17 protein-coding genes are annotated in these 13805 nt (G+C 56.6%); 4 read left to right on the top strand and 13 right to left on the bottom strand.

The window, feature by feature from the left end:
• Positions 1 to 15: 15 nt before the first annotated feature.
• The 6 genes from Q0915_RS19960 to Q0915_RS19935 all read right to left on the bottom strand — a co-directional run bounded on the left by Q0915_RS19960 (position 16) and on the right by Q0915_RS19935 (position 5741).
• Positions 16 to 1482: an AMP-binding protein gene (locus Q0915_RS19960; protein ID WP_366525302.1), complete on the bottom strand. Its 1467-nt coding sequence runs from the start codon at positions 1480 to 1482 to the stop codon at positions 16 to 18.
• 41 nt (positions 1483 to 1523) lie between these two features.
• Positions 1524 to 2405, bottom strand: coding sequence for a 3-hydroxybutyryl-CoA dehydrogenase (locus Q0915_RS19955; RefSeq protein WP_299477741.1), 882 nt, complete (start codon positions 2403 to 2405; stop codon positions 1524 to 1526).
• A 137-nt stretch (positions 2406 to 2542) separates the two neighbouring features.
• Positions 2543 to 3475, bottom strand: a complete 933-nt coding sequence (locus Q0915_RS19950) for an FAD-binding protein (RefSeq protein ID WP_299477738.1) — start codon at positions 3473 to 3475, stop codon at positions 2543 to 2545.
• A 24-nt stretch (positions 3476 to 3499) separates the two neighbouring features.
• Positions 3500 to 4249, bottom strand: a complete 750-nt coding sequence (locus Q0915_RS19945; protein WP_299477735.1) for an electron transfer flavoprotein subunit beta/FixA family protein — start codon at positions 4247 to 4249, stop codon at positions 3500 to 3502.
• Between the two features lie 275 nt (positions 4250 to 4524).
• The gene (locus tag Q0915_RS19940) at positions 4525 to 5229 is read right to left on the bottom strand and encodes a hypothetical protein (protein WP_299477732.1); all 705 of its coding nucleotides are present in this window, start codon (positions 5227 to 5229) and stop codon (positions 4525 to 4527) included.
• On the bottom strand, positions 5226 to 5741 hold the full coding sequence (locus Q0915_RS19935; RefSeq protein WP_299479119.1) for a sigma-70 family RNA polymerase sigma factor: 516 nt from the start codon (positions 5739 to 5741) through the stop codon (positions 5226 to 5228). The genes Q0915_RS19940 and Q0915_RS19935 overlap by 4 nt, the downstream gene beginning before the upstream one ends.
• 368 nt (positions 5742 to 6109) lie before the next feature.
• Here Q0915_RS19935 and Q0915_RS19930 point away from each other — a divergent pair, with 368 nt between their 5' ends.
• Entirely contained in the window at positions 6110 to 6334 is a 225-nt protein-coding gene (locus Q0915_RS19930; RefSeq protein ID WP_299477729.1) for a hypothetical protein, read from the top strand.
• 202 nt (positions 6335 to 6536) lie between these two features.
• On the top strand, positions 6537 to 6848 hold the full coding sequence (locus tag Q0915_RS19925; protein ID WP_299479116.1) for an RT0821/Lpp0805 family surface protein: 312 nt from the start codon (positions 6537 to 6539) through the stop codon (positions 6846 to 6848).
• A 5-nt stretch (positions 6849 to 6853) separates the two neighbouring features.
• Here the strand turns inward: Q0915_RS19925 and Q0915_RS19920 are convergent, their stop codons facing one another.
• From Q0915_RS19920 to Q0915_RS19900, 5 genes are all read right to left on the bottom strand, one after another.
• Entirely contained in the window at positions 6854 to 7546 is a 693-nt protein-coding gene (locus Q0915_RS19920) for a rhomboid family intramembrane serine protease (RefSeq protein WP_299477726.1), read from the bottom strand.
• Positions 7547 to 7581: 35 nt separating this feature from the next.
• Positions 7582 to 8157 (bottom strand): cob(I)yrinic acid a,c-diamide adenosyltransferase, encoded by a 576-nt coding sequence (locus Q0915_RS19915; RefSeq protein ID WP_299477723.1) that lies wholly within the window; start codon positions 8155 to 8157, stop codon positions 7582 to 7584.
• Between the two features lie 33 nt (positions 8158 to 8190).
• Positions 8191 to 8388, bottom strand: coding sequence for a twin transmembrane helix small protein (locus tag Q0915_RS19910; RefSeq protein WP_299477720.1), 198 nt, complete (start codon positions 8386 to 8388; stop codon positions 8191 to 8193).
• A gap of 45 nt (positions 8389 to 8433) precedes the next feature.
• On the bottom strand, positions 8434 to 9306 hold the full coding sequence (locus Q0915_RS19905; protein ID WP_299477717.1) for an SDR family NAD(P)-dependent oxidoreductase: 873 nt from the start codon (positions 9304 to 9306) through the stop codon (positions 8434 to 8436).
• A gap of 67 nt (positions 9307 to 9373) precedes the next feature.
• Positions 9374 to 10612, bottom strand: coding sequence for a ubiquinone biosynthesis hydroxylase (locus tag Q0915_RS19900; RefSeq protein WP_299477714.1), 1239 nt, complete (start codon positions 10610 to 10612; stop codon positions 9374 to 9376).
• Positions 10613 to 10743: 131 nt separating this feature from the next.
• Between Q0915_RS19900 and tesB the strand changes: the two genes are divergently transcribed.
• Positions 10744 to 11610, top strand: coding sequence for an acyl-CoA thioesterase II (gene tesB, locus Q0915_RS19895; protein ID WP_299477711.1), 867 nt, complete (start codon positions 10744 to 10746; stop codon positions 11608 to 11610).
• 23 nt (positions 11611 to 11633) lie between these two features.
• On the opposite strand, the gene Q0915_RS19890 is transcribed toward tesB, so the two are convergent.
• Positions 11634 to 12161: a DUF6653 family protein gene (locus tag Q0915_RS19890; protein WP_299477708.1), complete on the bottom strand. Its 528-nt coding sequence runs from the start codon at positions 12159 to 12161 to the stop codon at positions 11634 to 11636.
• 37 nt (positions 12162 to 12198) lie between these two features.
• Positions 12199 to 13383 (bottom strand): GTP-binding protein, encoded by a 1185-nt coding sequence (locus tag Q0915_RS19885; protein WP_299477705.1) that lies wholly within the window; start codon positions 13381 to 13383, stop codon positions 12199 to 12201.
• A 214-nt stretch (positions 13384 to 13597) separates the two neighbouring features.
• Here Q0915_RS19885 and Q0915_RS19880 point away from each other — a divergent pair, with 214 nt between their 5' ends.
• Entirely contained in the window at positions 13598 to 13804 is a 207-nt protein-coding gene (locus tag Q0915_RS19880; protein WP_299477702.1) for a ParD-like family protein, read from the top strand.
• The last annotated feature ends 1 nt before the right edge of the window (position 13805 follow it).

Genomic DNA, 13805 nt, shown 5'->3' with positions numbered 1-13805 from the left:
TTGCCAAGTGGAATTTTAGGGATTTTTCACGTCCGCACGTCCCAGATCCTTGCGCCGCACCTTGCCCGATGGAGTCCTGGGAAGTTGTTCGAGGACCTTGTAAACCTTCGGCCGCTTGTAGTCCGCAAGATGACGTGACGCGTAGGCGCCGAGGTCGTCCGCATCAAAAGCGGTCGGATCACGCGGGACGACAAAAGCCGTGATCAGGCTGACATCCGGCCGTACTTCGGTTTCCGTCACTGCAACTTCGTGCACGCTTCCGTGCGCTGCGAGCACACGCTCAACCTCTTCCGGAGCGACCCGGTAGCCGAAAGCATTCATCAGATCGTCGGCGCGGCCCTCATACCAGAAGTATCCGTCGCAATCGGCACGCATCCGGTCACCGGTGACGAACCAGTCACCGTGAAACGCGGCCTTGGTCTCCTCTGGACGCTGCCAGTATTCAAGCATGAGACCCAACTCCTCCCGATGAACGCAGAGCAACCCGGTCTCGTTCGCTTCCGCAAATTCGATTTTGTCTGAGTCGTCTCTTAAAAGGGCGACCTTTCTGCCAGGCTGCGGTTTGCCGGTCGCACCCGGTTTCACCCTCACGGAAGGCCCGCTCGACAGATAGGTCGAAACTTCGCTCATCCCGAGCGCTTCATAAAGCTCGCGGCCGGTCCGCGCCCGCCAATCCCCGTAGAGTTCCGCCGAAAGCCCTTCACCTGCCGTCAGACCGTGGCGTAGTGACGGAAACGATGATTGAGTGACATCTCCGTATTTCAGGATCCTTCGATAGAGACTTGGAACCGCGGCGAAGAGTGTCGCGTTGCTGCTTTCAAGAAGGTCTGGCCAAACCGCCGGATCACGCGGCCCCTGGTAAATGACGCTGGTCGCGCCCTTGATCCATGGATCGATGAGCCCGACGGTGAGAGTGTAACTCCAATTGAAAGCGCCGGCATGCAAGAGCCGGTCATCTTCGCGCAATCCGATCCAGCCCTCATGCGCCGACAGACGGGCTTGTCCGGCGCGATGGGCATGCAAGACACCCTTGGGCGTGCCGCTTGTTCCCGATGTATAGATCAGGAAGGCCGGATCGTCGTCGCCGGAATCGGCAAACGTGCCAGGTTTTGAGGATTTGAGGTCGTTTATCTGGGGGGCACCCCAAACGGGTATGTCGCCTGCGTCGGGAGGCAGCACGGACCCGTCGTGCAGAACGAGCTTCGCACCGCTATCGGCGAGAATACCGGTCGCTTCAGCTTCGGTCAGCTGACCGGATGTGGGGACAGGAACGTATCCGCCGGCGATTGCTCCGAAATACATCAGCGGAAAATCGCTGCTATGCCCGATTCTCAGAAGGATCCGGTCACCGGTTGTCAGGCCCGCGGACCGCAGACCGGCCGCAACAGACAGGACTTTCTCTTTGAGCACCCCAAAGGTCCAGGTTTCGTGAACCTCACCTCCCGGCCCGATGACCTCCAGCGCGACTTTTGCTGGGTCCACATCGGCTCCAGCCAGGCAAAATCGGGCAAGATTCATAAACTTTACCTGGTCGGGACAGGCGTCTCACCACGATAATCGTAAAAACCGCGCTGTGTCTTGCGCCCAAGCCAACCGGCTTCAACGTACTTCACCAAAAGCGGGCAAGGACGATATTTCGTGTCGGCAAGGCCTTCATACAGCACTTGCATGATCGAAAGGCAGGTGTCGAGGCCGATGAAATCTGCAAGTTGCAATGGGCCCATCGGGTGGTTTGCCCCCAGCCGCATGGCTTTGTCGATTGATTCGACCGATCCCACGCCCTCATAGAGCGTATAAATTGCCTCGTTGATCATCGGCAGAAGAATGCGGTTGACCATGAAGGCCGGGAAATCTTCAGCCACCGCAATCTGCTTGCCCAGACGCACGCAAAACTGCTTTGAAGCCTCGAACGTTTCGTCTTCCGTGGCGATTCCGCGCACCAGTTCGACCAGATCCATGATCGGCACAGGGTTCATGAAGTGAATGCCGATGAAACGCTCCGGCCGGTCGGTTGTTGCCGCCAGGCGTGTTATCGAGATTGACGACGTGTTCGTCGCCAGAATGGCTTCAGGTTTCAGGATCGGACACAGTTGCGCGAAGATCTTGCGCTTGACCTGTTCATTTTCAACCGCGGACTCGATCACCAGATCTGCGTCCGCCAGAAGATCGAGTTCCTCCACCGGCTTAATCCGGTCGAGTGCGGCCGTACGCTCCTCTTCCGCAATCAGGGATTTGCTTACCTGGCGCGCCATATTGCCGTTGATCGAGGCAAGCCCGGACTCGATTCGCTCCATCGAAATGTCGCTCAATCCAACGTCGAAGCCGGCAAGTGCGCAAACATGCGCAATACCACTGCCCATTTGACCTGAGCCAATCACGCCGATTTTTTTGATTTCGACTGCCATCCTGAACTTCCGTATATGAGACACATCCCGGCCGACCGGGTCGCGGCTATTTTTGGCAAGTCTTGAGCCGAACAGCAAGAACCCCGGAGCGAAAACTCGCATTCACCCCGGGGTTCGTGATCAATTTGCCGCAGGTCTTACTCTACGGCAGCCTTCAAATCGGGCAATACGTCGAACAGATCGGCAACAAGACCGTAATCCGCCACCTGGAAAATCGGCGCTTCCTCGTCCTTGTTGATCGCCACGATCACCTTGGAGTCCTTCATGCCCGCAAGGTGCTGGATCGCACCGGAAATGCCGCAGGCAATATAAAGATCAGGGGCAACGACCTTGCCTGTCTGCCCGACCTGCCAGTCGTTCGGGGCATAACCGGCATCAACGGCTGCGCGGGACGCACCGACCGCAGCGCCAAGCGCGTCGGCGACCGGCATGATCACTTCCTGGAACTTTTCTTCCGAACCGAGTGCACGGCCACCGGAAATGATGATCTTCGCCGATGTGAGTTCCGGACGATCCGATTTCGATAGTGCTTCACCGACAAACTCCGACAGACCCGATCCGTCATTGCCGGCAACAGTTTCGATGGCGGCGGAGCCGCCTTCTTCTGCTGCTGCGAAGGTGGATGTGCGGACAGTGATGACTTTCTTCGGGTCACCGGACTTGACGGTCTGGATCGCGTTTCCGGCGTAAATCGGACGTTCAAACGTCTCCGCGTCGATCACGGCTGTGATGTCGGAAATCTGCATCACGTCGAGAAGGGCAGCGACGCGGGGCAGCGTATTCTTGCCGTTTGCCGTTGCCGGCGCAACGATTGCACCATAATCATCGGCCATGCCGACAATCAGGTCGGCCGTGGGCTCGGCAAGCTGATGCTCAAGCGCATCACTTTCCGCGATCAGAACTTTTGCAACGCCGCTCAGCTTGGCAGCCTCTTCGGCAACGCCCTGAACGCCCTTGCCGGCGACCAGCACGTGAACGTCGGATCCGAGCGCTGCAGCAGCGGTCAGGGCCTTGGCGGTTGCGTCATTCAATGCGCCGCCGGCATGTTCGGCCACAAGAAGTGTTGTCATTTTTTCTTCCTCCTGCGACGGGCCCTAAAGGACGCCGGCCTCGTTTTTCAGTTTGTCGACCAATTCGCCAATCGACCCGACTTTGATGCCTGCCTCGCGTGCCGGCGGTTCGCTCGTCGTGACAACGGTGAGTCGGGGTGAGATATCGACGCCGTAGTCTTCCGGCGTTTTCTCATCGATCGGCTTTTTCTTGGCCTTCATGATGTTCGGCAAGGACGCATAGCGCGGTTCGTTCAGCCGAAGGTCCGTGGTCACAATCGCCGGAAGTTTCAGCTTAACCGTCTGCAGACCGCCATCGACTTCACGGGTCACATCCGCTGTGCCTTCGCCAAGATCGATATTGGACGCGAACGTTCCCTGGCTCCAGCCCAGAAGCGCAGACAGCATCTGTCCGGTCTGGTTGCAGTCGTCATCGATCGCCTGTTTGCCGACGATGACCAGTCCAGGCTCTTCGGCTTCCACGATCGCCTTGAGGATCTTTGCGACGGCCAGAGGTTCTGTGGTCTCGTCTGTCTTCACGAGGATGCCGCGATCGGCCCCCATTGCCAGACCCGTCCGCAGAGTTTCGGTCGCCTGCTGCGGACCGACGGACACAACGATGACTTCGCTTGCCTTGCCCGCCTCTTTGAGGCGCAGGGCTTCTTCCACCGAGATTTCGTCGAACGGGTTCATCGACATCTTGACGTTGGCAAGATCGACGCCCGAACCGTCCGCCTTGACGCGGACTTTCACGTTGTAGTCGATGACCCGCTTAACGGGCACAAGGATCTTCATTTGGTCTCAACCTCTTCCTGGGCGGTTTGCACCGCACCGCATTACCTGGTGCGTCCGCTGATGCGACCTTTGGTCACAAACGGCGGAAACTAGCCAATCGTGGCGCATGGCGCGGGACGGTACTTACCAGCAGGGCAGCTGTCAATTACGCTATTGGGCGCAACGCCAGAAATTGCCGGGCATGGAAAAACATGCGTCGCAATGATGATAATCCAAGGCGTTTTACGACGGTGGGAAAGCAACCCACCGTCTTCCACGAAGCCTCTGAAATTACGTTAAATGCCGGTTTCTTCGGTTTGGGGAGAGAACTTATCCGAAACAGGCTCAGCGAACACGGTTGTCCAGGTACCGTTTTCGTCTCTGCAGGCGGTGCCTTGAATGGTCAGGTCGAGACCGCCAAACGTTGTCTGGCGCACATACTCGCGGCACCAGTGTCCGCTCTTGCTCTTATAGGTCTTGATCGGGGTGAGAACGTCTGTCCACGCGCCTTCCTGTCCAATATAGACCGGTTCGCCGCTGACACGCGTTTCCAGAGCTTCCTGCACGGTCTGCGCAAGCAGAATGCGTTCCGTTTCCATGTGTGCCGCAAGAGACGCCACGGCATTATCCATGCGCGACTGCATCCAGAATGCGGTGAACAGGAACGTTCCGGCGACAAGCACCACGCTTGCAGCGATCTGCACCATCGGGCTTGACCAGAACGGTTGCGACCGTGGCAGCGGAACCACGTCGCGTTTTTCGAATTCCTGATCAATCATGTCGCGGAAACGCGCCATGCTTGCTTCTGGAACATCCGCCGGTATCGCGCTTTGCAAAAGCGCATTGTCTTCTGCCAGAGAGCGCATGAGGCTTGCGCCTCCGTCCGATACGTCAATTTCCTTCTGCAGGTCGCCGCGCTCTTCGGCGCTTGCTTCCCCATCAAGGATCTTGCCGATACTTTCCGCCAACACGATCTGTTCGCGCTTTTCGTGAAACGTCATGACACACCTCCTGGCATGCTGCGTAATGTGACCCCGGTCGAAGCATTGTTCGCTTCAAGAAATTCTCTCAGTTTCAGGCGGGCCCTGGCCAATCGGCTGGTTACCGTCCCGATCGGAACGCCCAATTCTGCGGCAACATCCTTATAACTTTGCCCCTCGATGGCTATTTTCAGCAGCACCTCGCGGTTGTCTTCCTCAAGCTGCCCTATGAAAGACTGAACTTTCTGCAACTCGAGGCTGCTGGCAGCTGCCTTGGCGCCATCATAACTTTCTTCAAAATCCATCATTGCCAAATCAAACAAACGGGCCCGATTGGCACCGTCCCTCACAGAATTAAAATAAAGGTTCTGCAGGATACGAAACATCCAGCTGTCGAGACGGGTTGCAGGATCGAACTGGTCCAGTGACCGGATCGCACGCTCGCACGTTGTTTGCACCAGATCATCCGCCTGATCCGGGTTCCGGCACAATCTTAGCGCAAAACTCCTCAACTTTGGGAGCAAACGGATCATCTCCGTTTTCAGTGCTTCATCAGACAAGAAGTTCTCCGCAAAACCGCTCTCAGAGGGACAACACGTAAACTGATCTTTCAATCCCGACTTTTTTTGATTTATGTTGCGGAAGAAGTGAGAACGCCGCGTGTTGTGTGTGCGAGAGGAATAGTCCACTCCTGTGCAAAGACAAGATAACAAATTGCCGAAAAGCTGGAAACTAATGAAACACGCTCGTCAGAATTCATTGCAAGACCGCCTCTCTGCGATGTTCCGCGTTCTGCCGAGCGTTGCGGCCTCGGCGTTGGTGTTCTCTTTTGTCTTCTTTAGCCCCTTGTTTGACATGAAAGACACCATCGCCGCGGCTGCGCAATCCGGAGATGGTGGCGGTGGCAGCTCCGGCGGCGGAAAAGGCGGGGGCGGCTCCGGCGGTGGTTCAGGCGGCAATTCGGGTGGTGGTTCAGGCGGAGGCGGCGCGAGCGGCGGCTCCGGTGGGGGCGGTGAAAGCTCTGCTGATGAAAGACGCAAAGAAGCGCAACGACAGGCTCAATCAAATTCCGGTGGAAATTCAAAACAATCTGCCTCAGAAAAGTCTAGATCTGACGGTCTGGTAGATCGTATCTTTGGGGGCGCCCAGTTCAGGGGCGACAGTGAGCCTTCCGGCGGTGCTTTGTCCAGAAGCCAAGAAAGGGAGGCGATACAGAACGGCTGGCGTTAGATCCAAGAGGCGGGATCCAATTGCGAAATTACGGTAATTTGCTCCCAGCAAGGGTCGTGCTTGCGGTAGCGTGTTTGGCAGCAACACCTTCTTGCACAATGATCTCCGCTCAGGAGAAAACGGAACCGCTTGTTCCAACAGTCTCGTCTACTTTGCAGACGTCTGACAAAACAATCGCCAATGAAAAGCTTCAAACAGCGCTTGAAAAGTCTCTTTCAGGCCAAGCGACGCGCTGGCAAAATCCTCAAAGCGGCGTCAGTGGCTCGGTTACCCCCCTCAAAACATGGAAGACATCGGAAGGAACGTATTGCCGTTCCTACACCGAAAGCATTGTGCTTGCATCCGGAAAGTCCCTGAACCGCGAAGGCGTGGCGTGTCGTACCGGAAATGCGGTCTGGAAATCCGCCTGAGCCACCTAGCCAAGATTTTTGTCAAATAGCGGCACGCCTTTGCGTCTGAAAAACACCACCAGAATCGCTCCCGCAACCAAGCCGCCGACATGGGCGATCCAGGCCACCTGGCTTTCAGGAAAAGCAACGGCATTGTAGATCTGGTATAGCACCCACGCGCCGAGCAGCCATTGCGCAGACAGACGCAAGGGTATGCGTCCGAGGGCCAGAACCCATACTTTGACCTTTGGATGAAGCATCAGATAGGCCGCAACGACACCGGACACCGCGCCTGAAGCGCCAATCAGCGGCATGTCCGAATTCAAATCGAGCAACGCGTAGGCCAATCCGGAAACAATTGCGCAGATGATGTAAAAGGCAAGATAGCGGCCGTGCCCCATTGCGTCTTCCACATTGTCACCAAAAACCCACAAAAACAGCATGTTTCCAATGAGATGCATGAAATTGCCATGCAGAAAGGCATAGGTAATCAGTGACATCCAGTCGGGCAGAACCTGAAACTGTGGCGCCAGTTCACGGATATCGAACAGGACGACCGGGATCAGTCCGTGCGATATCGATGATGCGTTGACGGTTTGATAGTTGCCCGCATCCTGAAGAACGAAAAAAACGATCACGTTCACCGCGATGAGTGCCAGGTTCACATAGGGCCGCGGAACATGCTCCAGCTGATTGTGATCGTGAAGCGGAATGAACATGCCGCTATGAAACCCCTGCCCACATGCGCGTCGTCCTAGCGATTCTTGCCCGGGACCCAGAGAACGTCGTTCTCGCCCTTGTCATTCAGGTAACGCGAAGCCACGAAAAAGTAGTCCGACAGGCGGTTCATGTAGCGAACGGCCGCCGGATTGATGTTTTCCACAGAAGAAAGCTCAACCATCAACCGCTCGGCGCGGCGTGAAACTGTTCGGGCAAGATGAAGATGAGTGGACGCTGCGCTTCCGCCTGGCAAAACGAAGGATCTGAGCGGAGAAAGATCTGAATTCAGGTCATCAATGGCGGCTTCGATCGCAGTCACCTGGCTGTCCGTGATGCGAAGCGGTTCGTACCCGAGGTCCTGATCTGTTTCGGGAGTCGCCAGATCGGCGCCGAGATCGAAAAGGTCGTTCTGGATTCGATTCAGCACATTGTCGATAGCAGGTGCTGTGTCGGCAACATGAAGCCTTACCAGACCAACCACCGCGTTGGTTTCGTCGACCGTTCCGTAGGCCTCAATCCGAAGATCGTTCTTTGGCCGCCGTTCCCCTGTTCCCAATGCGGTCGTGCCGTCATCACCGGTCTTTGTGTAGATCTTGTTCAAAACAACCATTTCTTCCCATCCCCTCGCATCAGCGCTCTCGTTTCAGTTGCCCGAACCGAAGAAGTAGAGCCCACCCATGACGAGGACAACTACCAGAAACTGCAATCCAACCCGCCATCGCATCAGCAGTTGCGACCGGTTTGCGGGCCCGTTTCTGAACATGTTCCAGATTCCTAGCAATAGCACGATCGCCACCGCGGCCATGCCGATGGGAATGAGAATATTGATGAATTCCGCCATTTCATTTCCTCGTCGGGCCACCACTTGGATGCGTCGTGCCCTTTGTTATTCTTCCGCGTCAGCGGCCCTTATACAGAATGTGTCGAGAAGCCCGGTTGGAAGCACACGCTTCGCGGCAGCCATGACGGTTGTCGGAACGGTAACATGATATCGCGCTTTCGGCCGCTTGGCTTCCACTGCATGTATGAGCCGTTTCACGACGGAACCCGCCGGCAGCTTGAAAGGACCGGGTTCGCCCGATTCCATGCGCACACGCCGTTTTTTGTACGTCTCCGCGAAAACGGAAGACTTCAACCCCTCTTCCCCGATCCAGCGATCGAAATTGGCGAGCGTGTTCTGTGTGAACCGGGTGTCGATTGGTCCCGGTTCAATAAGCGACACATGCAATCCACTGCCCTTGAGCTCCTGCCGCAATGTGTCCGTATACGCTTCGACCGCAAATTTGGATGCGGTGTAGGCCCCGCGAAACTTGAGCGCGACAAAACCGAGAACCGAAGAACATTGAACTATGCGTCCCGATCGATTCGCACGCATTGCCGGGATGACCTGACGCGTCAGATCGTGCCAGCCGATAAAATTTGCCTCGAACAAAGCCCTGAGTGCATCCGTTGGAATGTCTTCCAGAGCTCCTGGAACGGCGTAGGCGCCGTTGTTGAACACTGCGTCAAGCTTGCCTTCCGTCAGGCTCAACGCGGCATCGACGCTCGCGCGGATACTCGAAGGATCCTCATAGTCGAGCCGAAGCGCTTCGAAACCGAGAGCCGCCAGCCTGTCGACATCCTCTTGCTTTCGCGCCGTTGGAATAACCCGCCAGTTCCTGCCGCGCAGAATATGCGCTGCCTCCGCGCCAATACCCGACGAGCATCCGGTGATCAGAATGGAGCGGGGCGCAGTATAACCCTCAGGCAAGTCACTCATTCAGCGCAGATCCAATCGCTAAAAACCAAAACGGGCGGCACGGCCGCCGCTGGCTCTGCAAGTCCTATCAGATTGGTTCCCCGGAAAGCAATTTTGGAACCGGACCGGCAAAGCCTGCCGCTTCCTTGATGAACTGGTTTTTCAGACGCGGCATCCGGTCGACCAGTCCGAGACCCAGGTCTCTCACGGCCCGCAGCATGTCATTGTCGTTGGAAAAGAGGCGATTCAACACGTCTGTCACCACACCCATCTGGAATGTGTCGAACCTGCGCCAGCGTTGATATCTCTCCAGAACGTCAAAGCCACCGATATCCTGGCCAAGGCGGCGCGCATCTACCAGCACTTCTGCCAGCGCTGCCACATCCTTGAAGCCAAGATTGAGGCCTTGACCCGCAATCGGGTGAATACCGTGTGCCGCATCCCCGATCAGCGCAAATCTCGGCTTCACGAAATCGCGTGCGAGTTTGAGGCCAAGTGGATAGGCGCGCCGCGGGCCTTCGACCTCCAGCTTGCCGAGATGGTGGCCAAAGCGCCGTTCCAGCTCGAGCTCGAAAGTGAATTCGTCCGACCGTACCAGCCTTTCCGCGTCCGCAGTCTTTTCGGTCCACACAAGCGAGGACCGGTTTCCTGGCAACGGCAGGATGGCGAACGGGCCCGCGGGCAGAAAGTGCTCTTCGGCCCGGCCGTTATGCGGCCGCTCATGCTTGACAGTCGTTACGATCCCCGACTGGCCGTAGTCCCAGTTCACGGTCCGGATACCGGCAAGATCGCGCAGTTTGGAACGGACACCATCGGCAGCGACCAGCACTCGGCCTTTCAGGGTCGTGCCGTCCTGAAGCTCAAGCTCGGAATGGTCGGCCAGAGTCCGAAAGGTCTCAGCCGTTCCAGGTGCAAAGAACGTAACACCCAAGGCGTTTGCGGCTTCGAACAGCGCAGGCATCATGACGCCGTTTGGCATCATGTGCGCGAACGGTTCACCTTCCGTCGCCTCTCCGTCAAATGTCAGAAACACCGCGCGCACAGCGTCCCGCAATTTGCTGTCCGTGACGATCATTTCATTGATGGGCTGAGCTTCGTTCGCAATCTTGTCCCAGATGCCCAGTTGGGTCAGCATGCGGGAAGCGGCAGCTGCTATGGCCGATGCGCGAGGATCCCTGTGCAGCTGGTCCATGGGTTTCGGGTCAATGATGGCACATTTCAGACCAGGATCGCCTTGTTTCAGCGCAACTGCCAACGAAAGCCCGACATACCCTCCGCCCGCTATCACGACGTCGAACATCTCTGCTTTTTCCTTTTTCTTCGCCACTGCAATTCTCCCGGCCTTCAGCTTCCCCAAAGGCATCTTGACTTTAACGTCATGTCCCGTCCAAGAGTGCGCATCTGTTTCGTTATTTCCAGCAGCGGCCCACGCTGCTTCATGTAACAGGGATCACACCGATGAACACGGCCGTCGACAATCTTCTCCAGATACTTGACCTGGAACCGCTGGAAAGCAATCTGTTCCGTGGTCGCAGTCCGCAAGTTGGTTGGCAACGCGTCTTCGGCGGCCAGGTCATTGGCCAGGCGCTCGTGGCGGCTTCGAGGACGGTCGTGGAAGAGCGGCACATTCATTCCCTGCATGGATATTTTCTCCGCCCCGGTGACCCGCAGGTTCCGATCATATACGAAGTCGACAGGATCAGGGACGGCGGCAGTTTTACCACGCGAAGGGTCGTTGCAATCCAGCATGGCGAGGCGATCTTTTCCATGTCCGCATCTTTTCAGCTGCAGGAAAAGGGGCTTGAACACCAGATCGACATGCCGGACGTTCCGAAGCCGGACGAGTTGCCGAGCGATCAGGAAATGAAGGACAAATTCCTTGCGGTCGCGCCGGAAAACGTCCGGCGCTACTGGGAGCGCGAGCGGCCGATTGAAATGCGGCCTGTCGAGCTGACGCATTACTTCAGCAAAAAGCCCCTGCCGCCGAAACAGTATGTCTGGGTGCGCGCAACTGACAGGCTTCCCGATGACGAACGCATTCATCAATGCGTGCTCGCCTATGCATCCGACATGACACTTCTCGACACGTCCCTGTTCCCTCACGGAACATCCGTATTCAGTCCGAAGATCCAGGCCGCCAGTCTCGATCACGCCATGTGGTTTCATCATCCGTTCCGCGCGGATGAATGGCTGCTTTATGCGACTGACAGCGTATCCTCATCCGGCTCGCGCGGCTTGAATCGAGGTTCACTGTTCACAATGGAAGGCAAACTGGTTGCCTCCACAGCCCAGGAAGGGTTGATCAGACTGCGCAAGAAGGACTGACACAATTTAGCGTACGTCCGGTTTCAGAGTGTTTTCGACCAGTCGGCATTTGCCCAGGCGATGTAGACCGGGTGAGATCCTTTGACGTCGTTCCAAAGCCAGGCCATGCGATCGACAAACCAGACTTTCGAAAGCACGACCCCCAGCCAAGCTGTCAATGCCCACCAGAACATGGAGGCAAAAAACGCCCAGACGACGACGATCATGAACATACCGCAGCACCCGGTGGTTAGGTAACCAAACAAAAGATGTTCGGGTGGTATCGGGATCTTCTTTCGGTTCAAAAACGCACGCTCTCCCAAGACGCCGCGCGCAGCCCAGCTCTCGGCGTTTGCAGGTGCTGCAAAGATCCGCGGATTGAGGAAAGTCCAAACTGCCATGAAACCAATTGGCAAAATGGCCAGCCAACCAATCCAGTGAATGCTCCAGATGGCAAGGAAAGTGGGCAGGCTGGCAGCCAGACGCGTGTAGACACTCCACGGATTGGCATGGCGCGCCCACGTGCCGGCGCTCATCCTCATGAGAGACTCGGCGCCTTGAAACAGATCCATGGAACACCCTTCAATCTCCGGCGCAGGACCCGGCGGTTCAGCTTATCGGGCTTGTGAACCCGGAGACCGCTAACGGGTTGTCCGTCATGGCCTTTGGATCCGGCGTATCGGGAAGCAGGGCACCTGAAAAAGCCTCGAACATCTTTCTGACGAACCCTTCAGGCAGGTCCTTTGTTATGAACACCATGCGGGTCCGCCTGTCGTCATCCGGCCAGGCGTCCAGCGTTGCCGGTGGATGAAACACATGTTGAACGCCGTGAATGACGACCGGTCTTTCCGGATCTTCAGCCAGTTGCACAATGCCCTTCACCCGGAGGAGCTTCGGGCCGTGTGCCGAACGCAGCAGATCGAGAAACATTTCCAGCGCGGAAGCGGAAACGGGACGATCGGTAGCCAGCGTGAAGGCGCGTATTGCTTCGCTGTGCCGATTGACATCATGTGAATGCCCATGGTCGTCATCATGGTGATGATGGTGGTGCCCGTGCCCATCAGCATGCGCGGTCTCGGCAAAGGCTTCCTCATTCAGCCAGGCTGCTACGTCCGGTATCTTGCTCTTCGGGTCATAAAGGCCGGCATTGAAAAGTCGATCTGCCTGAACTTCGCCGGACCGCACATTCAGTCGATGAGCACCAGGGTTCAGGCCATAGAGCCTGTGCTGGAGGGCCTCGAATACTGAACGATCCTGGTCTTTTTCGAGCAAATCCGTTTTCGTGAACACGATCCGGTCAGCAACAGCCGCCTGTTTACGCGCCTCCTCGTGTTCGTCGAGAGTTGAGTGGCCATTGATCGCGTCAACCAGGGTGACCACGCTGTCAAGACGGTATCTCATCACGAGATAAGGATGCAGCATGATGGTATGGAGGATCGGCGCGGGATCCGCGAGACCGGTGGTTTCAATGATCACCCTGTCGAGACGTTCGGTGCGGCCGTTGTCCAGATGACGCAGCAGGTTCTCAAGTGTGGTCACCAGGTCACCGCGGATCGTGCAGCAAAGGCATCCGGAAGAAAGTTCGACAATCCCCTCTCCAGCCTGTTCGACAAAGAGGTGATCCAGGCCGATTTCACCGAATTCGTTGATGATGACCGCAGTGTTGGCCATCGCCGGGTCCTTCAGGATCTCGTTTAACAAAGTGGTTTTTCCCGATCCGAGAAAGCCTGTCAGAACCGACAAGGGAATGGGAGGTTTGGGGCCTTTTTTTCCGGAAGGACCGGGGGAAACCATGAAACGCGTCTCCTTTGAATGCCATCCCGCAGTGTTTCCAATCACTTGACGGGAACAGCCAAGGCACCTTGCGGTGTTTGGCTGTCGAACCGCTATCACTTTTTCGGCTTTGCGGCAAAGGGGAAATGTAATGACATAACGCGGTCCTGATGCATATTGATGTTCATATACGAATCGTATATAAACCATTTATGTTTAGTATATGGAGAAGGACATGGGCATCGTAAAGATCGGCGAAGACCTGCATGATGATATCCGCCGCGCCAGCAGCGTCATGTGCAGGTCCATCAATGCACAGGCCGAGTTCTGGATGAAGATCGGAATGCTGGCCGAAGCAAACCCGACCTTGTCGTTCAGCGATATCATAAAGATGCAACTGGAAGCCGCCGACATCCCCCAGTCGGACAAGACGGCCGCCTGAC

The organism is uncultured Roseibium sp. (genome assembly GCF_947494555.1).
GTDB lineage: Bacteria > Pseudomonadota > Alphaproteobacteria > Rhizobiales > Stappiaceae > Roseibium.
This window is presented reverse-complemented; position numbering and strand designations above follow the sequence as displayed.